The following is a 21,046-nucleotide window of genomic DNA, read 5'->3' on the forward strand; positions in this document are numbered from 1 at the left end:
TTGAGTGGAGACATCCACTTCTGCCCACTGCTGCTCGCTCTATCTTTAGGTATCCGTATTTGTTTCTGCGAATCGCTCGTAAACTTGATCATGATTTCGTCACTTAAGCTATAAATGCATCGATTTGCTGATAAAAGCGGCAAACGATCGCCTTGTCACGATTTTGTCAAAAAAAACCGTTGACTCCTTTAGGGGGACACCGTATCATCTGCGCCGCAGTGAGGGACAGGGTGTTTACCCAAACAATGTAACTCACTGATATAGTTGAAAAAGTGGAGCGGTAGTTCAGTTGGTTAGAATACCGGCCTGTCACGCCGGGGGTCGCGGGTTCGAGTCCCGTCCGCTCCGCCACTTTCAACAATAGGTTACTAAAGGCCGCTGGAGCGGTAGTTCAGTTGGTTAGAATACCGGCCTGTCACGCCGGGGGTCGCGGGTTCGAGTCCCGTCCGCTCCGCCATTTAGTATCCGCCCTTATTGCTTGCTGGAGCGGTAGTTCAGTTGGTTAGAATACCGGCCTGTCACGCCGGGGGTCGCGGGTTCGAGTCCCGTCCGCTCCGCCATTAAGCAATAAACCCATATCCTATGTTGGAGCGGTAGTTCAGTTGGTTAGAATACCGGCCTGTCACGCCGGGGGTCGCGGGTTCGAGTCCCGTCCGCTCCGCCATTTTCCTCAAATGGCATTACATATTTCCAATACATAGTTATTTACATCAATTAACGCTGTATTTGCGTATTTCACGCCGTCTCAATTAAATATTTACGCAGTTTGGTATACACTAGCTTCAACGTACGTTGGCAAGTGGTGAAGCATTCAAGTGCTTGTACCTACTAGATTAATTGAGGATACAATGGACAGCCAACCCATTTTGGTGTGTGACCACATCAGCAAAAGTTATCAAGACGGTGACAACACGGTCGACGTGTTAAAAGACGTGTCATTTTCTCTTGCCGCAGGTGAGCAAGTGGCTATTTTGGGTAGTTCAGGCTCAGGTAAAAGTACCTTATTGCATATTTTAGGTGGCTTAGATACGCCGTCTAAGGGGAAGGTTACCCTAGAGCAACAAGCCATTTTTGAGTTATCTTCCAGCCAGCTAGCAAAATTGCGCAATCAAAAGCTGGGCTTTATTTATCAATTTCATCATTTGCTCGCCGAGTTTACCGCACTTGAAAATACTGCCATGCCTTTGTTAATTGCCGGTATGAATAAAAAATCCGCAATGGCAAAAGCAACCGAATTACTGGAAAAAGTGGGGCTGAGCCACCGTTTAACCCATCAGCCTGCGGCGTTGTCAGGTGGTGAGCGACAACGTGTTGCTATTGCTCGTGCCTTGGTTAACGACCCCTCAATAGTCTTGGCTGATGAGCCTACCGGCAATCTAGACGACACTACGGGTGCGCAAATCTACCAATTGTTATGTGAACTGAGTGATCAGCTTAATACCAGTTTCGTGGTTGTGACCCATGACAGAAGCCTAGCTCAGTCTATGGACAGAGTGTTAACGCTCACGCGTGGTAAATTAATGGCTAACTCATGAGCTTAGGTTATCTTATCGCCCAGCGTTTTCGCCGTGGCAAGCAAAAAAATCGCTACATTTCTTTTATCTCTTTCTCTTCAACCTTGGGCATAGGCTTGGGTTGTTTTGTGCTTATTGTCTTACTGAGCATTATGAATGGGTTTGAGAAAGAGCTTCGCGACCGTCTGCTGGCGGTTATTCCTCACGGAGAGTTACATGCTATTTCACATCGTGGCATCTTTGATTGGGAAAAATACGCGAAGGAGTTTTCTGCTGACCCAAGAGTGAAAAAGGTTCAGCCTTACACCAAGCTCACTGGCATGATTCAACAAGGAAAACAGCTTAAAGCCGTTGAATTAACGGGGATCGATGTTAACTATGCACAAAACGATGCATGGATACAGCAAGTTTCTGACAGTGACTGGCAAGGTTTTCAGGCTGACGAACAAGGTGTACTGCTGGGTCAGGGGATTATAGACAAGCTGGGGTTATCGGTGGGGGATCGTATTGCTATTCTTATCCCTTCGGTAACGGATGATCTGTCATTTAAAGCGCCGAAAACGATGCATCTTACGGTTTCTGGTGCGTTAGCGATTGGCGGTGAAATGGATAATCTGATGGCGATGATGCACTTGTCGACGGCTTCGAAACAAGCTGAAGTGGTGGCTGGGGCGCAGGGGTTACGGTTTACATTTAATGACCCTTTTGATGCTTATCAATTGATCAGAGAATTTGGCTATTCATTTCCTCAAGCGGTTTATATGCCTGATTGGACCTTAACTCAGGGGCATCTTTACGACGACATTCAATTGGTACGCGTGGTGGTATACATTGCGTTAACTTTGGTTATTGCTGTGGCGTGCTTTAATATTGTTTCAACTCTGGTAATGGCGGTGCGTGAGAAGCGTGCGGCGATTGCTATTTTGAAGACGATGGGGGCGCCTGATAAGTTAATTAAACAAATCTTTATGCTACATGGTTTGTTGAATGGTGTTGTTGGGATCTCGGTTGGGACTGTGTGCGCAATTTTAGTGGCGCCGAATGTGGCTTCTATCGTGCAGTTTGTCGAAAACGTGACGGGTCATCATCTATTGTCGGGTGATATTTATTTCATCGATTTTTTGCCTTCTGATATGCATTGGTTTGATGTGGGGATGACGGTGGTGGTGGCGTTGGTGTTGTCGGTTTTGGCGACCTTGTATCCTGCTCATCGTGCGGCGAAGATTTCGCCGGCTAGTGCATTGAATGGGTAGTTTGGTGTCTTCGTAGTTCGTTCGCTTGGCGGTAACAGTGTGCCTCAGAAACACGCTGTGAATACTTCCCTGTACGCTCGTGTCGCCGCATCCCTGCGGCGAACGGTTTCTGATGCACACTGCCACCGCTTGGCGCTCTCTAAATTCCTGAGGGATTCTAGCTTTTGTGCCTTTAATCAAAATTGAAACTGGCTCGGATACAACACTGTAGTAGGGATTATCTTCGGTATAAAACCTTCGGCTGCATGGATGCAGCCGCAGAGCCTATAGGGACATATTTACGGCGTGTTTCTATACCGAAGGTAATCGCTACGGTATTGTGCTGAGACATCCACCCTTGGTTTCTCCATAGTCCCGCTTGTCCACTGCTGGTCGCTCTTTCTTTGGTTCTCTTGCTTTATTTCTTCGTACTATGCTAATGGATGGAAGCTGTCGCACTGGAAAGAGTTTTTGAAATGCCGCAGCGAGAAGCTGCGGCATGAAGGGGAGGGTATTAGCCTTTGTTGTTTTCGAAATGAGCAAAGTCTACGTTTTCGTCTTCAATACCCGCATCCGGGTTATTGTATACTGCTTCGTCTAGTTCTTTCTCACTCTTGGCTACGATACAAGCCACTGTACAGTCACCGGTAATATTGACGGCTGTACGTGTCATATCAAGTAAACGGTCCACACCGATAATTAAGGCAATACCTTCTACAGGTAAGTTTACTTGCTGTAATACCATCGCAAGCATAATTAACCCAACACCCGGTACACCCGCCGTGCCGACCGAGGCCAAAGTGGCGGTTAAAACAACCATTGCATAGTCACCCATTGACAAGTCAACGTTGAAAACCTGCGCTATGAAGACAGTAGCCACGCCCTGCATAATCGCCGTACCATCCATGTTGATTGTTGAGCCTAAAGGTAAGGTAAACGAAGATACAGATTTGCCTACGCCAAGCTTGTGTCGAGCCGTTTCCATAGTGACAGGTAGCGTTGCGCTTGAACTCGCTGTTGTAAATGCAAATACGGCCGCCTCACGCATTTTGCGAACTAGCATGAGGGGGTTCAAACCAGTAAGTGATTTTAGTAGCAGTGGATAGGTAACTAAGCCGTGCACGAACAACACAAATAAAACGAGGAAGAAATATTTCGCCAAGCTCCAAATAGTGTCGAAGCCAATGGTAGCAAAGAGCTTTGCCATCAATACGAACACGCCGTAAGGCGCAAGATTCATGATAATGGTCACAAGGCGCATTACGATGGTGTTGAGGTCTTCAAAAAAAGCACCAACGCGTTTACCTGCTTCACCGCTCATGGCCATTGCAACACCAAATAACACTGAAAACACGATAATTGGCAACATGTTGCCCTGAGCAAGTGCGTTAACAGGGTTGGTAGGGATGAGGTTAACGATTATTTGACTTAAAGATGGTGCTTCTTTTGGTGTAAAAGTCGCATCTGTTGCCATACTGATACTTTCGCCCGGTCCAACGACGGTGGCAAAAAAGATAGCTAGTGTGATCGCGATAGCCGTGGTCATGATGTACAACCCGATAGACTTTACGCCCAACCGGCCAAGTTTACTTGGGTCTGAAAGGCTGGAAGTACCACACACGAGAGAGACAAATACGAGGGGAACTACTAGCATTTTCAAGCTGTTAATGAATAGCTGCCCCAAAGTTGAAAATATACCATCGACTAGAATGCCATACGTGGATACGTCGATTCCAAATAACGAAAAGCGTAAATCTCCGCTATCATCGAATAGCCCTTGAAGAAATAAACCGACGACGATACCGGCGATCATGCCGATAAATATTCGAGCGGTTAAACCGAGTTTATGTGCGGATTGCGACATAGCGTATTCCCCTGGAATTATCATTATTGTTAATTTCGCTACGCTAAGTGTGCCAGATTCCGTGCAGTTTTAAATACTTAAACGACCGATTAATCTGAAATTGAGGTCTAGGAAGACAATTATGAAGACATTTTTGACCTTTCCAGCGCTGTTGTTAAGCCTACTTTTGCTCACTGCGTGCGGTGGTGGAGGTTCGCTTGAGCGTGACGACAGTGATGATGGTGGTAGTTCTGATACCGCATATACCGTTACATTGTCTTTGGTAGATCAAAGTGGAGAGACGAGTACAGAATTAAGTAGTGATAACCCGCTTACCATTCAAGCCACTGTGACTCAAAACGGTCAAGCGATAAGTGGTCAGCTTGTGTCATTCTCACTCTCAATAGAAGGGTTAGCCACGTTTGGCAACGATGCTGGTACAGCGCTAACCAACAGTCAAGGCGTTGCCTCAATAGGGTTGATAGTAGGGGAAAACTCTGGCAGCGCGTTGATCACCGCAAGCCTAGACAGCGGCGAAACTGCCACAGTTGGTTTTACATCGTCTGGCACTACAGCGGCTGTCGCTCAACCCACGTCGTTAGAATTGTTTGCAAGTCAGGCACAGCTCGCGTCGAGTGGTTCAGATGAAATTGAATTACAAGCGATTGTAAAAAACGCGCAAAACATCCTGTTGTCAGGTGTCACTGTGAGTTTTTCTGCTAACGCTAATGCGGCAATTGCAGAAACTCAACCCGTCACTGATGACAATGGTATAGCAGTGGTGTTACTGCGCACCGGTGGTGATTATGAAAATAGAACTATTACCGTTACGGCGAGTGTGTCTGCGACCACTGATTTAACCCAAACACTCGATATTGACGTAGTCGGGACTGAAATTGATATTAACGGTGCCAATTCGGTGATCATAGATGATACCGCGGCGTTAACCATTAATCTTGAAGACTCAGACAACAATGGTATTAGCGGTGAAACCATTACCTTAATAGTTGAAGATGAAAATGATAATGACGTAACGGCTACGACTTTGGATGACGCGGCGCCTACAACGTCTAATGCGGGACGTGCTACTGTTGATTTTACCGCCACTGCATCAGGCACGTATACCATTATCGCATCGGCGCTTAGTGCAATAACGACGTACGAAATATCGGTTCAACAAGACCAGTTCTACTTTGTTGACCCACCTGACGTCGATGATGTGAATGATGATATTCCTTTGAATACCCCAACCACGCTCACGATCCAGTGGTTGCGAGAGTCGTCGCCATTTTCTGGTGGGGCGGTGAGTTTTAGCGCGTCTCGTGGCACGATTACTGTGGCTGACACAACAACCAATAGTAACGGCCAGGCAACATTTACCATTGAGTCGGATAACGCGGGTACAGCCAGTATTTCTGCGGTAGGTACAGGTGGCACAGGTGCACAGGTATCTACACAAATTGAAATTGCTTTTATTGCGGAAGATGCTGCAACCATTATTGTGGATGCGACCCCTGACTCTATTGGGCCGGATGGACAGTCTAGTACCATTTCTGCGGTTGTTCTTGATGCGCTGGGTAACCGAGTTCGCAATAAACTGGTTAATTTCTCTGTTAGCGATGTGTCTAACGGCAATCTAACTGACGCCCAAAGTCGCACGGATAAACGCGGAATTGCCACTACTGTTTATGAATCGAACGCGGTAAGTACCTATCAAAGTGTGCAAATTACTGCCTATGTAAACGACACACCTACAGTGACCGATACCACTGCAATAACGGTTGGCGATCGCCCATTCGATATTTCATTGGGTACCGGTAATTTGATTGAAGCGCCTCAACAGTCGACATATCAAAAAGAATTTGCGGTATTTGTAACAGATGCCGATGCAAACCCAGTTGAGTCGGCTTCTCTTACTTTCTCTGCGACGCCAGTATCGATTACAGATGGTAATGCCTATTACAAAGGAGAGTGGGAATGGAATGCTGAGGCATCGATTTACGTTGCTGTAGTCACTGCTACCTGCCCAAATGAAGATGCGAATGGCAATGGTATTTTAGACGAAGGTGAAGACGACAATGGTGATGGTGAGCTTACGCCTGGTAACGTTGCTTCTCTCGATGCGGATGCCACTACTGATGAAAATGGTCAGGCATTGGTATATTTGAATTATCCCAAGCAATATGGGCCTTGGGTACAATTGAGTATTACCGCTCGCGGTGAGTCTTCAGGTAGTGAGTCTGTAGAAAGTATGAATTACATTCTCGGCGTTTCTACCGAAGATAGACAAACTAACGGTGCCGCGCCGCCCTCTAGCCCGTGGGGAACAGGAACAAGCTGTTTCGATACAAATTAAGTACAGACAACAAAGCCGAGTCATTGACTCGGCTTTGTGCGTTTTAGGTGTTTATGGATATCAGTCTTGCTGGAAAGGGTAAACCGAACCGAGTTTCATAATTTGTGTCAGTTCATCCAATGCAGTACGAGACTCCATAAGTAGCTGAGGGTCGCGTAAATCATCTTCATACAATTCATCGCGGTAGTGTTTTTCTACCCATTTATTCAAGCGCTCAAATTGCATATCGTTAATCAAGGTGTACGGGTTTACCGCATCAAGCTCTTGTTCTGTTAGTGCAACACGTAAACGCAAGCAAGCAGGGCCTCCGCCATTGCGCATACTTTGTTTAACGTCGAAATATTTTACCGCTTTAATCGGTGTGTCACGCTCAACTAATTCACTGAGGTAGCGAGAAACCACTTCATTTTCCTGACATTCCGATGGTGCAATGATGGCCATTTCGTTATTCGGTAATGTGAGAATTTGCGTGTTAAATAAATAGGTTTTTACCGCGTCTGCAACGCTAACTTCTTCGTTTTTAACTTCGATGAAATGCAACTCATCACCGTCGAATTTGCGGCGAATTTCCGCTAAAGCCGACTCTGTGTTGTAGAACGCCTGTTGGTGGTAGAAAAGTACATTTTGGTTACCCACAGCAATAACATCATTGTGGAATACACCTTGGTCGATGACGTCGGGGTTTTGCTGCACATAAACCACTTGCTCGTCGCTCAAGCCATGTAGCCGAGCAATGGCCTGACAAGACTCAAGCGTTTGGCGAGCGGGGTAGCGCTTCGGAGCTGGCGCATTGGGGTTAAAAGCATGACGCCCGTATACAAACATTTCCAGACCAGGCGCACCATAGTTGCTGCACAGGCGAGTGTGGTTCGCCGCACCTTCGTCACCAAAGTGCTCGTTGTCGGGCAAGTGTTGGTGATGGGCAAAATATTTGTCGTTGGCAAAGGTGGCTTTGAGAATGCGCCCAGTGACCTGAGGTTCTAGTGAACGGTGAAACTTGTTGGTCAAGTTAGCCGGTGTGAAGTGCACGCGGCCATCTGCTGTGTCAGCGCTGGGTGATACAGTAGCGGCATTGGCGGTCCACATACTCGATGCAGAGCAACATGCTAAGAATATTTCGCGCGACTGTTTTGCCGCTTGCTCAAGCACGGTCGCGTCGGAACCGGTAAAGCCTAAACGACGCAGTGCAGCTACATCAGGACGTTCCTGTGGGGCAAGGACACCCTGAACCATACCGAGATCGGTGAGGGCCTTCATTTTTGCTAACCCTTGTTTTGCCGCTTGTTTTGGGCTGCTTGCGCTACTGGCATTATTCAGTGATGCTACGTTACCAAACGACAATCCCGCGTAGTTGTGGGTAGGGCCGACTAGACCATCGAAATTCACTTCAAATTGCTTCATGTGTCCTCACTTACGATTTCCGCTCTCGCTTTAAAAAGCATGCCTTTTTATAACCAATGTTTAAATTGCAGGTGTTAACCCTGCGATAAACTTGGCAAAATTCACTGCGGATACAGGTTGAATGAGCGGCATTATACGTGTTTTACTGGCGCTGCCAATTGCATTGGCTAAAATGTGAACAGTTTCTCTGTTGGGAAAAGCGACAATTTAGAATAAGTATGAAGAAGAACTTGTTTTCCATTCACTTTGTCGATATATGTTAAAAAAGCAAAGCGAGGAGCGAAGGCCGCTGTTACCTCGAGTTCTCACTAGGTATAAGATAAAAAATACCTAATAATCAAAGGTTTATTTCAATTATATGGCAAAATCACTGGTCATAGTCGAGTCGCCAGCCAAAGCGAAAACAATAAATAAATATCTCGGTAAAAATTTTATCGTAAAAAGTTCGGTTGGCCACGTTCGCGATCTTCCGACTAAGGCATTAGGTCAGGTCGAAGCGAAAAAAAGCGCGAAAGAATTAAAAACATTACCAGATGCAGAGCGTGAAGAATATTTGCGTAAACACGAGTATAAAAAGCTTGTGGATCGCATGGGTGTCGACCCAGAACAAAACTGGAAGGCGCACTATCAAATTCTGCAAGGTAAAGAAAAAGTTGTAAACGAACTTAAGAAGCTCGCCAAAGATGCCGACACTATCTATCTCGCAACCGATTTGGACCGCGAGGGAGAGGCAATTGCATGGCATTTACAAGAGCTGCTTGGTTCGAAAGGCAAAACCTACCAGCGCGTGGTGTTTAACGAGATTACCAAAAATGCGATTCAGGACGCTTTCTCCGATCCCGGCGAAGTGAACGTTGATCGCGTTAATGCCCAGCAAGCCCGTCGTTTTCTCGACCGTGTTGTGGGCTTTATGGTGTCACCGTTGTTGTGGAAGAAAATTGCTCGTGGGCTATCTGCTGGGCGAGTGCAATCGGTTGCAGTGCGATTGGTTGTTGAACGCGAGCGTGAGATTAAAGCGTTTGTGCCAGAAGAGTTCTGGGATATTCATGCCGACATGACCAACGCGAGCAAAGATCAGCTTCGCATGTTGGTTGCTCGTCACGCTGGTAAAGCATTTAAACCCACGAACAAAGCGCAAGCCGACAAAGCCGTAGCCGACTTAAAAGCCGCGAACTATCTGGTTGATAGTCGTGAGTCTAAGCCTACGCAAAGCCGTCCTTCTGCGCCGTTTATCACATCTACACTGCAACAAGCGGCGAGCACTCGTTTGGGCTTTGGCGTTAAGAAAACCATGATGTTGGCTCAGCGACTATACGAAGCCGGCCACATCACCTATATGCGTACAGACTCTACAAACTTGAGTCAGGAAGCGCTGGATAGCTGTCGTGGTTACATCGAAAGTGAGTTCGGTAGCAAGTATATGCCTGAGTCGCCTAATCGCTATGGCAGCAAAGAGGGCGCACAAGAGGCTCACGAAGCTATCAGACCGTCGAACGTGAATATTAAGGCTGCTAGCCTAGGTGACATGGAAAGAGACGCTCAGCGCCTTTATGAGCTGATTTGGCGTCAGTTTGTTGCTTGCCAGATGACCCCAGCCAAATACGATGCAACAACGATCAAAGTGTCTGCGGGTGATTACGAGTTAACGGCCAAAGGTCGGGTATTGAAATTTGATGGTTGGACCCGTGTTCAACCACAGCTCAAGAAGAGAGGCGAGGAAGAGTTAACCTTGCCAGATGTGAAGCCGGGTGAAAAACTCGATTTGTCAGCATTAGACCTAAAACAGCACTTCACTAAACCTGTGGCGCGCTTCAACGAAGCTTCATTGGTTAAAGAGTTAGAAAAGCGCGGTATTGGTCGACCTTCAACATACGCGAGTATTATCTCAACCATTCAAGATCGCGGTTATGTGCGACTTGAGAACAAGCGTTTTTACGCTGAAAAAATGGGTGAAATCGTCAACGACCGTTTGTTAGAAAATTTCGATGACTTGATCAGCTATGACTTTACAGCAAACATGGAGCAACAGCTCGATGACATTGCTGAAGGTCACAAAAACTGGAAGCATGTACTCGATAATTTCTACACCGATTTTTACGCGAAATTGCTGACGGCAGAAAAAGACCCAGACAACGGCGGTATGCGCCCGAATCAGGCAATACCAGCAGGTATTGAATGTGGTAAATGCGGTCGTGAAATGAACGTGCGTACCGCAAGTACAGGTGTGTTCTTAGGCTGTTCGGGTTATAATTTACCTCCTAAGGAACGCTGTACTAACACCATGAACCTCACTTCTGGTGATGAAGTGGTGAAAGTGGACAACGAAGAAGAACTCGAGACAGAAACCTTGCGTTCTAAACGTCGTTGTGACCTGTGTGGCACAGCGATGGACAGCTACCTGGTTGATGAAGGCCGAAAACTTCACGTTTGTGGTAATGCGCCAGCTTGTCCGGGTACGCAAATTGAAGAAGGTACCTTTAAGATCAAAGGCTATGACGGCCCCATTATCGAATGTGATAAATGCGGTAGCGACATGGAACTGAAAAACGGTCGCTTTGGGAAATACTTCGGCTGTACTAATACCGAATGTAAAAACACCCGTAAGCTGTTGCGCAATGGTGAAGCTGCGCCACCGAAGGAAGATCCGGTAGATTTGCCAGAGTTACCTTGTGAAAAATCAGACGCGCACTTTGTGCTGCGTGACGGGGCTTCTGGCATATTCTTAGCTGCGCATAACTTCCCGAAATCTCGTGAAACACGTGCACCTAAAGTGGAAGAGCTTGTGCGTTTCCGAGACCGAATTTCACCGAAATTCTATTATCTCGCCGATGCGCCAGCTAAAGACCCAGATGGTAACCCGACCGTTGTGCGTTACAGCCGTAAAACTAAACAGCAATACGTGATGTCGGAAGATGCCAATGGTAAAGCAACGGGCTGGTCTGCTTGGTATCAAGATGGCAAGTGGGCTGAACAAGCCAAGAAAGCGAAGAAGTAACGAGTTAGAAAGAGGTAAAAATAATGGCCTTGTCATTACAAGAGCAATTATTAAAAGCAGGCTTGACGGACAAAGCGTCCGCCAAGCAGGCGCGCGCCGATAAGCGCAAGAAGCAAAAGCAGAAAGGCAAGCAGAAGCAGCCTGTGCTGGATGAAAATCAAATTGCCGCGCAACAGGCGGTGGAAGCGAAGAAACAACGCGACCGCGAACTCAATCAGCAGCGTCAAGCTGAGGTTGAGAAAAAAGCCATTGTTGCACAGGTTCGCCAACTGATTACAGTGAATATTCAGCCCAAGGGAAATGGCGATACACTGTTGAACTTTACTGACGACAATGTGGTAAAACGCATGTATGTAAGTGACGAAGTTCACAAGCAAGTATTAGATGCGCGTTTAGCTGTTGTAAAGTATGACGATGATTACGCACTCGTGCCGATGCCCGTTGCGGATAAAATCATACAACGTATTCCCGAAACCGTGGTTTACCGCGCAGATGTAAGGGAAGAAAACAAAGAAAAATCAGAAGAAGATGATTGGTACGCCGATTACGAAATTCCTGACGATTTAACCTGGTAAAACAGCGAAAGTTATTGATTGAAAAGTGCAGTGTCGAAGGTGTTTCGACGCTGCATTTTTGTTTCTGTAGCGATGAAAATTCTTTGTCTTAAAGAGCAAATTTTATCGCCCTGAAATCGCTAGGTGATCCGTTCTTTAACGCGCATAATCCGCCAAAATTTTATACAGAGTTTTGGACGATGACTTTTTCAAATAACCGCCTGTCTGTTTATGAACTAGGCGAATTAGTGCCTACTGAAGGCTTGGCTGCCGATACTGGTACACGCTATCGCGATGCATTGCATATTCAAGTTCCTGGCGGTGAAGCGTGGCTTTTCGATTATGGTGTAATTGTATTTTGGGGAATAGACGAAGATGAACGCTTGGCTCTACTTCACCGATTGCACTTAACCAAAGATCGCGTAACGACCAAACATCAAGAGCATTTCCGTTTTGCAGTAGAAGGGCAGGAGTTGCGTTTGCAGAAAGATTTAATCACTCTGAGTGAAGACAATCCGTTGCAGCGTTTAGCGGTGAGCCATGGCTTGGCTCAATCGATTAAGCTCAATGAGTACGAGCATCGCGCCCAAGAGACTATCGCGACTTATGGGCATTTGCCCAAAGCGCTAGCTGAAACCGGAAAAATTGATTTAAGCCGACGGGATATCGCCAGCATACGCGGCCATCTGTTCAGTACTAAGAGCGATATCTTTTTACATTATGGTTTGCTTGATACGCCGGAATTTTTTTGGGAATTTCCAGAATATGAAAGTGCCTACAATGCGTGTGCAAAATACCTTGATATTCGCACCCGTGTTGAATTGCTATCGAACAAATTAAATGTAATTCATGAATTGTTCGAAATGTTGGCTGATGAATTGAAGCACAAACACTCTTCGTTTTTAGAATGGATCATTATTATTCTTATTGCCTTTGAAATTGTTATGTTTGGGGCGCAAGAAATAACGGCTTGGTTGTTTCACTAACACGCCGCAATTCGTGCTAAATCAACTCGAATTAGAGGCTGTGCAACGCAGCCTCTGTGCGCTGTGTCATGTCTTGATTGATCTTCCAATGCTCAGGGCTCCAACCTTTTAAAAAACGGTGGAAGTCGGCGACGGCGATATTGTATAAACCTTGCCACTCTTCAATAAGGGCGTGGCTAGGCAGGCTAGGGTGATACACCGCTAAGTATGCTGCTAATTGCTCAAAGTAATAATCGAGCAACGAGTCTGTATTCTTCAATAAATCAGTGTCAGACAGAGCGCTACCAAGAAAATAAGCCACGTCGATAACACCTACACCAGCCCCCACATATTGAAAGTCTACTCCTGCTGGCTCGCCAGTAGGAGAGAAGCAAAAATTAGCGACTTTGGCATCACCATGAACCCAAGTTTGGAAATGGGCGGTGCGAAGGCGTTCGTCTAACTGCACCGCCGCACGCTTCAACAGGGTATCTTGCATCGCTTCCCATTCTTCTTGTCGTGTATCCAGGTGCCAGTAGCAACCTTGTGGCCACAATCCTTGTGTATCTCGCTGCAAATGCACGCTGTGAAAATGCGCCAGCCAATCTAACACTGGTTTACACTGCGCTACAGATAACATTGTGTGACGGTGGGTGTATCCCAACGTATTCAAATCAGATAGAACAAGCAGTTTTGCGCCCGTATTGTCGGTTTGAGTGAATACCAATTCAGGTATTGCAAATTGAGGCGTGAGCGCTGACATACGTTGATAAAAATGTGTTTCTACCTCGTAAGAGCGGCATTTCCGTTCATGCCCGATGGTAGATTGCCAACCTTTCGGGTGACGAGACGCTGGATCAGGGCATACAAGCTTTGCGATATAGTGTTGTTGGTCATTGCGATGATAAAAACGGACAATCTGGCCGTAATTGTTCCATAACGCTTGGATGGGCATTACGTCACTGGCATCTACCGGCGCGATTTTTTTTAACCAAGGTAACAGTTTGGGGTGGAGCTGATTAATTGATGAAGGAACGTATGGGGAAGAGGACATAAAAAACGGGCTGTGTTTTCACACAGCCCGTTCATTGTTATACGCTTTCTGGGCGTGTTGTCGGTGCAGAGGCACCAGCATGCTTACATGCCATGGCCGCATATCTACCCGACACGACTAATGCAGGACGCGCATCATCTGCTCGAGCCACCAATGAAATCTCAGCAAAGTCACCTTCAACTTTTGCTGGTGATGCCATTGGGTGAGAAGCACGTACACGACCTAAGCTAGACGCAATTTGGAATGCCGCTTCTGGCGCTTGTGTTGCTACTGGCTCAGACGCTGTTTCAACCGTGTCTGTTACTTCCGTTTTTGTTTCAACGGTAGCTTCAGGGGCTGGCGTGTCAGCAACTGGTTCAGCAGGTACTTCTGCTGGTGCAGCGTCGCTGATTGGCGTGGCTTCTTCAGCAGGTGCTTGCACTTCTTCTGCTACAGTTTCTGCTTCTGGTGAAGCTTCAACTGCTGCTTCTGGCGTCGCTTCCGGCTCAACTTCTTCGCTAACAGTTTCAGTTGCTGTTGCCGTTGTTTCAACAGTCGGCGTTACGGCTTCTGGTTCGCTAGCTTCAGCTGATGATTCAACCGGAGCGGCTGCCGGCGCTGCTTCCAATTCAATTTCAACTTGCTCAGGTGCAGTGTTTTCTAGCGGCGTAGCATCTTCAACCGGCGCAGCGGCTTTCGTTTCAACGTCAGCTTCTTTGGCTGGTGCCGATTGAGCTGGTGCGTCAGTGGCCTCTACAGGAGCATCAAATTGCAATTCGTCCTGTTTGGCTTTCTCGCCGCTCTCTGCTTGTTCTTTCTTACGACGTTGTCCAGCTGCGCGAGCATGACGAGGTGAGCGACGGCTGCGGCTACGGCTGCTGCCATCTTGCTTCTGCTGCTTGTCTTCATCCTGCTCATTGTTAGAAGATGAAGCGTCAGTATCAGTCGCTTTTGGTTCAGCGCTTTGGCTTTCTGTCGACGCTTTTTCCTTGGCAGGAGAAGGCGCTTTTGCGGCTGCAGTTTCAGTTGCATCCACTGTTGTCGCATTTGTTACCACTTCGTCTGCTTTTGCTACAGGCTCGGCTGATTTTTCAGCTTCAGGCTTAGGCTGCTTAGGCTGTTTAGTGGTTTGTTGTTCAGTGGCATTTTCACCATTTTGATCAAGGCGAACACTGCGACGGTTATCACGACGTTTACGACGTTCTCTTACCTTTTTCTGCTTCGGCGCTTGGTTTTGCTGCTCAGCATTTTGGGCTTTGTTGTCGTCGCTTTCTTCTACCGACTCATTTTGTGGTTTTCTAGACTTATTACGACCTTTTGTACGCTTGTCGTCAGACTTGCGATTAGCTTGTTGCTTGTCGTCTTGTTTGGCGTCTTTATTCCCTTGTTGTTCTGCTTTTTTAGCAGCATCAGGTTTACGACGACGGTTACGGGTGTTGCGATTGCGATTATCACCCTGTTGACGACGGCGGTTGTTTTGGTTGTTACGCGAAGACTTTTTCTCTTGTTCCTGCTTCTCTTCTTCTTCAGTTGCGAACAAGCCTTTTAGCCAAGCGGCAATTTTACTCAATAAGCTTGGCGCCGATGCTTCGGCTTTTTCTGCTTTTGGTGCAACAACCGGCGCGGCTTGATCAGGAGCGATAAAACCTTGAAGGGCAGGTTGTTCACGTTTTACAGGCTGCGTAGAGGCTTTGTCGTTTTCAGTTTCGTCTACCTCTGCCAATTCAATGTTGTAACTGGCATCAGTAATCACGTCGTCAGGACGATGACGAATCACCTGATAATGAGGTGTATCCAAGTTTGGATTTGGAATGATAAGCAAATTAACGCCATGGCGTTTCTCGATCACATTCAACGATTTGCGTTTTTCGTTAACCAAATAGGTCGCAACAGAAACAGGCAATTGCGCCTCAATTTGCCCTGTATTGTCTTTTAAGCTCTCTTCTTCAAGAATGCGCAAAATAGACAGCGCTAAAGACTCTGTACCGCGAATAGTGCCGTGACCAGAACAACGAGGGCATACGTTATGCGCCGACTCACCTAGAGAAGGGCGTAACCGTTGACGAGACATTTCTAATAGGCCGAAACGAGAAATGCGTCCAAGTTGCACACGTGCACGGTCAGGACGTACCGCATCTTTCATGCGGTTTTCAACTTCGCGTTGATGGCGTACTGGTGTCATGTCGATAAAATCGATCACGACCAAACCACCTAAATCCCGTAGGCGTAATTGTCGAGCAATTTCGTCGGCAGCTTCTAAGTTAGTGTTAAGCGCCGTTTCTTCGATATCTCCGCCTTTCGTTGCGCGGGCAGAGTTAATATCGATAGAAGTAAGGGCTTCTGTTGGGTCGATTACAATAGAGCCACCAGAAGGCAAACGCACTTCGCGTTGGAACGCCGATTCAATTTGGCTTTCAATTTGGTAGTGGCTGAACAATGGTACATCGCCGCGATAGAGTTTTACTCGGTTAGCAAAATCAGGGCGGACGAGTTGAATGTGCTGTAGCGCTTGTTCGTAAATACTGGTTTTGTCGATGAGGATCTCACCGATGTCACGGCGTAAATAATCACGGATAGCACGAACAATAACGTTACTTTCTTGGTGAATTAAGAATGGTGCGGCACGCTCTTCTGCAACACTGGAAATCGCTTCCCAATGGCGCAATAGAACACGTAAATCCCATTCGAGTTCTTCGTAAGATTTACCAACACCTGCAGTACGTACGATTAAGCCCATACCGTCAGGTAGGTCAAGCTTACTTAACGCTTGTTTTAGGTCTGTGCGTTCATCGCCCTCGATACGACGCGAAATACCGCCTGCTCGTGGGTTATTCGGCATTAATACCAAATAGCTACCGGCAAGTGATAAGAAGGTTGTCAGCGCTGCGCCTTTTTGGCCACGCTCTTCTTTGTCGATTTGAACGATTACTTCTTGGCCTTCGCTGATCACATCTTTGATGTTTGGACGACCTTCGAATTTATAACCTTTAGGGAAGTAAGTACGGGCAATTTCTTTAAGAGGAAGGAAACCGTGGCGCTCAGCACCGTAGTCGACGAAAGCTGCTTCAAGGCTGGGCTCTACGCGGGTAATTTTGCCTTTGTAGATGTTGGCTTTCTTTTGTTCGTGTCCTGGGCTTTCGATGTCCAGATCGTACAGACGTTGCCCGTCTACGAGGGCTACGCGCAACTCTTCTTGCTGAGTTGCATTAATTAGCATTCTTTTCATTGTATCTAACTCTGAGTTTGCAGCCGTTGAGATACAAAATTAAAGTGACATGTGCAAACCCTCACCGCGCAGTCTCTCGACTCGACGGGGAGTTTGTTGTTTTGTCGTATTACCCATTACTGCATTCGCATTCACTATTAAGCAAAGGCGAGCTTCTGCCTAGTTGGGTGTCGGGAACGACAAGCCCCCTTGTTTTACATTCTTTTTTAAAATTGCCACTGATTGGTCTTAAATCAATGGACTCAGTCAATTCAATTCTGTAACTAAAACGGCGAACTTTATTGTTTTGTAAGGCTGCGATCGTGCCTGTCTTCCTGAAGCTTTAGTACTGGCATCAGGGCGGCGTTACAGGTTATGAATTGTAACTTTACCGTCGCAGCAAATTTTCTGACACTAAGTTCACGTGATTTTTCGGTTTTGAAATCCGTTAAAAATCATAAGGATTATCGCATTAAAATCGCAAATTTAGCAAGCGATACACAGATGAACTTAAAGGATTTTTAATTGTTCAAGAAAACGCCTTACAAATCAGTGCATAGCTTGATTAATTTATTTCCGTAAGGTGGCAGGTTACGAACAATTATCGTGGGTTTTCTGGTTATTTTTAGTCGCGGATAAGAAAACTCGTAACAGAACGCAGATAAATAGGGTAGAATCCGCGCCCATGAAAGAAGAAGCCAATACCCCCTATTCACAAGTCACTTTTATTGAGCCCGACCCAGATCAAGCTGGCCAGCGCATCGATAACTTTTTACGCACGCATTTGAAGGGCGTACCTAAAAGTATGATCTATCGTATTTTGCGCAAAGGTGAAGTACGAGTGAACAAAAAACGCGTAAAACCTGAATACAAAATTCAGGTTGGCGATGTTGTACGTGTGCCTCCGGTTCGCGTTTCTGAAAAGCCAGATACGCCGTCACCTAAACTCGAGAAGATTGCCAACCTTGAGTCGCACATTTTATATGAAGACGACCATTTTATGGTGATCAATAAGCCTTCAGGTCTTGCCGTACATGGCGGCAGTGGGCTGAGCTTTGGTATGATTGAGGGCTTGCGTGCGCTTCGCCCAGATGCTCGCTTTATGGAACTGGTTCACCGCTTAGACCGAGATACGTCGGGTTGTATTTTGGTTGCCAAAAAGCGTTCTGCGCTACGCAATATGCATATGCAACTGCGCGAAGGGCAAATGGATAAACGCTATCAAGCGTTGGTTGCAGGTAATTGGCCAGAAAACCGCTTTAAGGTGAAAGCGCCGTTAAAGAAAAACATTTTGCAATCGGGCGAGCGTATGGTGAGTGTTTCCCCCGATGGTAAACCTTCAGAAACGCGCTACCGCGTTTTACGACGTTTTGATAACGCGACACTGGTTGAAGCGTCGCCGATAACTGGGCGTACACATCAAATTCGTGTGCATTGTTTACACGCAGGGCATCCTATTGCATGTGATGATAAATACGGTGACAACGAATTTGACGCGCAAATGCGCAATAAAGGCTGCGGACGTTTGTTCTTGCATGCAGCAAGGTTAACCTTGTTTCATCCGAAAACAGAAAAACCAGTGACGTTTGATGCGCCATTAGATCCAACCTTAATTGCATTAATGGAACAGCTAAATGAAGCCGTATAAATTAGTCATCTTTGATTGGGATGGCACGTTAATGGATTCCGCGGCAAAGATCATCAGCTGTATGCAATGGGCTGCGCGCAATGCCAATTTACCGGTACCTAGCCCGCAAGCGGTGAGCAGTATTATTGGAATCAGTTTAGAGAAAGCGATTCAAATATTGATGGATTTATCACCCGGCCCTGAGTTAGACGCTATGGTAGCTGGGTATAAACAGGCGTATGTGGAATCAGACTCGACACCTTGCCCGTTATTTCCAGGGGTTACTTCAATGTTGGCGAGCTTACAAGCTAACGGCGTACAATTGGCCGTAGCAACGGGAAAAGCCCGCCGCGGTTTGGATAGGGCATGGCGTAACACGGATACCGGTCATTTTTTCTCTGTGTCGCGAACGGCTGATGATGCGGCCTCTAAGCCGTCTTCTGAAATGTTAGAACAGCTACTGTTAGAAACAGGTATTGCGGTAGAAGATGCGGTGATGATTGGCGACACAACTTACGACATGCAAATGGCGGAACATATTGGTATGGACCGTATTGGTGTGAGTTATGGTGTGCATGCACAGGTAGAGTTGGAAAAACATCACCCTGTGGCGATTGTACATAGCGTATTTGAGTTAGACGATTTTCTAAACAAACGGGCGCAATAACGCCCGCTTGTTTTCTTCTTGATTACCAGAACTTGTCCAGTATGTTTTGTATGATGTTCATACTCATGATGTTAGCGATTGCCGCCTGAGCGCGCACCTGCATACGATGGATGGGGTATCCTCGGAAAATCCAAAACTTTCGCGTCGCATTGTAGCGAGTTAAAAATCGTTGCTTGTATGCTGGCAACGGCGTGCTGCCATAACGATTCCACGCTTTGTACACACCAGTCATGTCGGCGTAGCGCATAAATTTTTGTAACCAGACAGGAAAGCGCTGCCAACGCATACTTGACTGGAAATCGATAATCGCAGGCCGACCTTGATCATCAATTAAAATATTCCCCATGTTACGCAAATCTAAATGTACGCGTCCCGCATCGTGCATTGCGCGAATAGTGTGTTCTAACTGGTGAAAAAACGCGGGTTCTAATTTATTGCCGGCATTGCCGTAGTGGTTCAAAGTGTCGCCTTCAATATGGCGATACGCAACACAGCACTCAGACAATTGGTAACACTCAGGCGTAATGCCAGGAATGTGTTTTAGGCTATTTAATGCCTTGTATTCTTGCCGAACAGACAAACGCCCCAACGTTTTTCGTACCAGCCAGTTACGGCTGCCAAAGTCTTTAATTACGAGGTTGTATTCATTATCTTGGTAGTGATATACAACGGCGTTGGCAAATCTTCCCTCGTGGAGAACACGCAGATGCTCGTGTTTAAAAGGGTGGGTAGGAATGGCTGCAGCCAGCGAGTGTATAATGGCTTGCATGGGATTTTCTCAACTCAATGGACTTATCCACTAGTATTATCAAAAGAGATTGTCTAGGCAACTAGTTTGCGCCAATTGAACAGAATAGGGCGGTGACCAACGTAAAGAACGCTCTTTACCGCCAGACTAGTCAACCGCTGTTGCCAACGCGAGTAAGTCGATATCAAAGTCGGCGAGCATGTCGCGCAATAGCATAACGGGTAAACCAATGAGCGTGTTTGGGTCTCGGCTGTGGATGTGCTCAAACAACAATACGCCTAGCCCTTCTGATTTAAAGCTACCAGCGCAATCAAATGGTTGCTCTCGATCGAGGTAAGCGTCGATTTGACTGGGGGATAGGCTGCGAAATTGTACTTCCACTGTTTCGCAGTGGGTTAATGTTCGCTGGTTGTGCTTACACAAAGACAAACCAGTGTAAAACAGCACCTTTTTACCTGAACACAAGGTGAGTTGCTTGAAAGCCTTGTCTTTTGTATGGGGCTTTCCAAGTAATTGCATACCGTCGTCTGTTTCTACACAGGCAACTTGATCACTACCAATCACCACAGCTTGCGGATATTGTTCGGCAATGTGAGCTGCTTTTTGTTCTGCTAGTCGTCTTGCCAACGATTCGGGATGTTCATCAGATAACGGTGTTTCATCGATATTAGGGGCAATACCTGGGATGGTTAACCCTAACGCCTTGAGTTGTGCGCGGCGATAAGAAGACGAAGAGGCAAGAATGATAGACGTTGAAAGCATATTGATTTAACAGAAGTTGTGTCGTTGGCTTAAACATGGCGTGTGAAGTATCGGTTTTCAAGCGTTATGCGAGCAAAACAACCTTAAAATGGGTTTATTCGCTGTTTTATAAAACACTTGATCTTTTTTTGAACACTGATAATT

The 21,046-nt window shown here is 46.6% G+C and carries 14 protein-coding genes and 4 tRNA genes; 12 read left to right on the forward strand and 6 right to left on the reverse strand.

The window, feature by feature from the left end:
- The first annotated feature begins 274 nt into the window (after positions 1–274).
- The 6 genes from ACXAH6_RS02190 to lolE all read left to right on the forward strand — a co-directional run bounded on the left by ACXAH6_RS02190 (position 275) and on the right by lolE (position 2,767).
- Positions 275–351, forward strand: a tRNA-Asp gene (locus ACXAH6_RS02190).
- A 29-nt stretch (positions 352–380) separates the two neighbouring features.
- Positions 381–457, forward strand: a tRNA-Asp gene (locus tag ACXAH6_RS02195).
- A 26-nt stretch (positions 458–483) separates the two neighbouring features.
- Positions 484–560, forward strand: a tRNA-Asp gene (locus ACXAH6_RS02200).
- Between the two features lie 27 nt (positions 561–587).
- A tRNA-Asp gene (locus ACXAH6_RS02205) sits at positions 588–664 on the forward strand.
- Positions 665–848: 184 nt separating this feature from the next.
- Positions 849–1,535 carry a lipoprotein-releasing ABC transporter ATP-binding protein LolD gene (gene lolD / locus ACXAH6_RS02210; protein WP_474874984.1) on the forward strand — a complete coding sequence of 229 codons (687 nt, stop codon included), beginning with the start codon at positions 849–851 and terminating at the stop codon, positions 1,533–1,535.
- Positions 1,532–2,767: a lipoprotein-releasing ABC transporter permease subunit LolE gene (gene lolE / locus ACXAH6_RS02215; RefSeq protein ID WP_474874985.1), complete on the forward strand. Its 1,236-nt coding sequence runs from the start codon at positions 1,532–1,534 to the stop codon at positions 2,765–2,767. The genes lolD and lolE overlap by 4 nt, the downstream gene beginning before the upstream one ends.
- Positions 2,768–3,260: 493 nt before the next feature.
- On the opposite strand, the gene ACXAH6_RS02220 is transcribed toward lolE, so the two are convergent.
- Positions 3,261–4,610, reverse strand: coding sequence for a dicarboxylate/amino acid:cation symporter (locus ACXAH6_RS02220; protein ID WP_474874986.1), 1,350 nt, complete (start codon positions 4,608–4,610; stop codon positions 3,261–3,263).
- 121 nt (positions 4,611–4,731) lie between these two features.
- Between ACXAH6_RS02220 and ACXAH6_RS02225 the strand changes: the two genes are divergently transcribed.
- Positions 4,732–6,945, forward strand: coding sequence for an Ig-like domain-containing protein (locus tag ACXAH6_RS02225; protein ID WP_474874987.1), 2,214 nt, complete (start codon positions 4,732–4,734; stop codon positions 6,943–6,945).
- Positions 6,946–7,005: 60 nt separating this feature from the next.
- Here ACXAH6_RS02225 and astB read toward each other — a convergent pair whose 3' ends face one another.
- Positions 7,006–8,346, reverse strand: a complete 1,341-nt coding sequence (gene astB / locus ACXAH6_RS02230; protein WP_474874988.1) for an N-succinylarginine dihydrolase — start codon at positions 8,344–8,346, stop codon at positions 7,006–7,008.
- A gap of 358 nt (positions 8,347–8,704) precedes the next feature.
- Between astB and topA the strand changes: the two genes are divergently transcribed.
- The 3 genes from topA (at position 8,705) to ACXAH6_RS02245 (ending at position 12,881) form a co-directional block, all read left to right on the forward strand.
- Positions 8,705–11,341 (forward strand): type I DNA topoisomerase, encoded by a 2,637-nt coding sequence (gene topA, locus ACXAH6_RS02235; protein WP_474874989.1) that lies wholly within the window; start codon positions 8,705–8,707, stop codon positions 11,339–11,341.
- Positions 11,342–11,364: 23 nt separating this feature from the next.
- Positions 11,365–11,916: a DUF2058 domain-containing protein gene (locus ACXAH6_RS02240; RefSeq protein WP_474874990.1), complete on the forward strand. Its 552-nt coding sequence runs from the start codon at positions 11,365–11,367 to the stop codon at positions 11,914–11,916.
- Positions 11,917–12,095: 179 nt separating this feature from the next.
- Complete coding sequence (locus ACXAH6_RS02245) at positions 12,096–12,881, forward strand: RMD1 family protein (protein ID WP_474874991.1); 786 nt, start codon at positions 12,096–12,098, stop codon at positions 12,879–12,881.
- A 31-nt stretch (positions 12,882–12,912) separates the two neighbouring features.
- Here the strand turns inward: ACXAH6_RS02245 and ACXAH6_RS02250 are convergent, their stop codons facing one another.
- Positions 12,913–13,914, reverse strand: a complete 1,002-nt coding sequence (locus tag ACXAH6_RS02250) for a phosphotransferase (protein WP_474874992.1) — start codon at positions 13,912–13,914, stop codon at positions 12,913–12,915.
- Positions 13,915–13,951: 37 nt separating this feature from the next.
- Positions 13,952–17,119 (reverse strand): ribonuclease E, encoded by a 3,168-nt coding sequence (gene rne / locus ACXAH6_RS02255; protein ID WP_474874993.1) that lies wholly within the window; start codon positions 17,117–17,119, stop codon positions 13,952–13,954.
- A gap of 664 nt (positions 17,120–17,783) precedes the next feature.
- Between rne and rluC the strand changes: the two genes are divergently transcribed.
- Both rluC and ACXAH6_RS02265 read left to right on the forward strand, forming a co-directional pair.
- On the forward strand, positions 17,784–18,746 hold the full coding sequence (rluC, locus tag ACXAH6_RS02260) for a 23S rRNA pseudouridine(955/2504/2580) synthase RluC (RefSeq protein ID WP_474874994.1): 963 nt from the start codon (positions 17,784–17,786) through the stop codon (positions 18,744–18,746).
- Positions 18,733–19,392 carry an HAD-IA family hydrolase gene (locus ACXAH6_RS02265; RefSeq protein ID WP_474874995.1) on the forward strand — a complete coding sequence of 220 codons (660 nt, stop codon included), beginning with the start codon at positions 18,733–18,735 and terminating at the stop codon, positions 19,390–19,392. Before rluC ends, ACXAH6_RS02265 begins: the two co-directional genes overlap by 14 nt.
- A 22-nt stretch (positions 19,393–19,414) precedes the next feature.
- Here the strand turns inward: ACXAH6_RS02265 and ACXAH6_RS02270 are convergent, their stop codons facing one another.
- Complete coding sequence (locus ACXAH6_RS02270; RefSeq protein ID WP_474874996.1) at positions 19,415–20,161, reverse strand: RIO1 family regulatory kinase/ATPase domain-containing protein; 747 nt, start codon at positions 20,159–20,161, stop codon at positions 19,415–19,417.
- Between the two features lie 126 nt (positions 20,162–20,287).
- Positions 20,288–20,902 (reverse strand): Maf family protein, encoded by a 615-nt coding sequence (locus ACXAH6_RS02275; protein ID WP_474874997.1) that lies wholly within the window; start codon positions 20,900–20,902, stop codon positions 20,288–20,290.
- Between the last annotated feature and the right edge of the window lie 144 nt (positions 20,903–21,046).

It is taken from the genome of Alteromonas sp. ABE4_545 (assembly GCF_056161325.1).

What these genes read in the sequence shown, in the direction of transcription:
- lolD (WP_474874984.1), top strand. Translation starts at nt 849, where the DNA reads ATGGACAGCCAACCCATTTTGGTGTGTGACCACATCAGCAAAAGTTAT.
- lolE (WP_474874985.1), top strand. Translation starts at nt 1,532, where the DNA reads ATGAGCTTAGGTTATCTTATCGCCCAGCGTTTTCGCCGTGGCAAGCAA.
- ACXAH6_RS02220 (WP_474874986.1), bottom strand. Translation starts at nt 4,610, where the DNA reads ATGTCGCAATCCGCACATAAACTCGGTTTAACCGCTCGAATATTTATC.
- ACXAH6_RS02225 (WP_474874987.1), top strand. Translation starts at nt 4,732, where the DNA reads ATGAAGACATTTTTGACCTTTCCAGCGCTGTTGTTAAGCCTACTTTTG.
- astB (WP_474874988.1), bottom strand. Translation starts at nt 8,346, where the DNA reads ATGAAGCAATTTGAAGTGAATTTCGATGGTCTAGTCGGCCCTACCCAC.
- topA (WP_474874989.1), top strand. Translation starts at nt 8,705, where the DNA reads ATGGCAAAATCACTGGTCATAGTCGAGTCGCCAGCCAAAGCGAAAACA.
- ACXAH6_RS02240 (WP_474874990.1), top strand. Translation starts at nt 11,365, where the DNA reads ATGGCCTTGTCATTACAAGAGCAATTATTAAAAGCAGGCTTGACGGAC.
- ACXAH6_RS02245 (WP_474874991.1), top strand. Translation starts at nt 12,096, where the DNA reads ATGACTTTTTCAAATAACCGCCTGTCTGTTTATGAACTAGGCGAATTA.
- ACXAH6_RS02250 (WP_474874992.1), bottom strand. Translation starts at nt 13,914, where the DNA reads ATGTCCTCTTCCCCATACGTTCCTTCATCAATTAATCAGCTCCACCCC.
- rne (WP_474874993.1), bottom strand. Translation starts at nt 17,119, where the DNA reads ATGAAAAGAATGCTAATTAATGCAACTCAGCAAGAAGAGTTGCGCGTA.
- rluC (WP_474874994.1), top strand. Translation starts at nt 17,784, where the DNA reads ATGAAAGAAGAAGCCAATACCCCCTATTCACAAGTCACTTTTATTGAG.
- ACXAH6_RS02265 (WP_474874995.1), top strand. Translation starts at nt 18,733, where the DNA reads ATGAAGCCGTATAAATTAGTCATCTTTGATTGGGATGGCACGTTAATG.
- ACXAH6_RS02270 (WP_474874996.1), bottom strand. Translation starts at nt 20,161, where the DNA reads ATGCAAGCCATTATACACTCGCTGGCTGCAGCCATTCCTACCCACCCT.
- ACXAH6_RS02275 (WP_474874997.1), bottom strand. Translation starts at nt 20,902, where the DNA reads ATGCTTTCAACGTCTATCATTCTTGCCTCTTCGTCTTCTTATCGCCGC.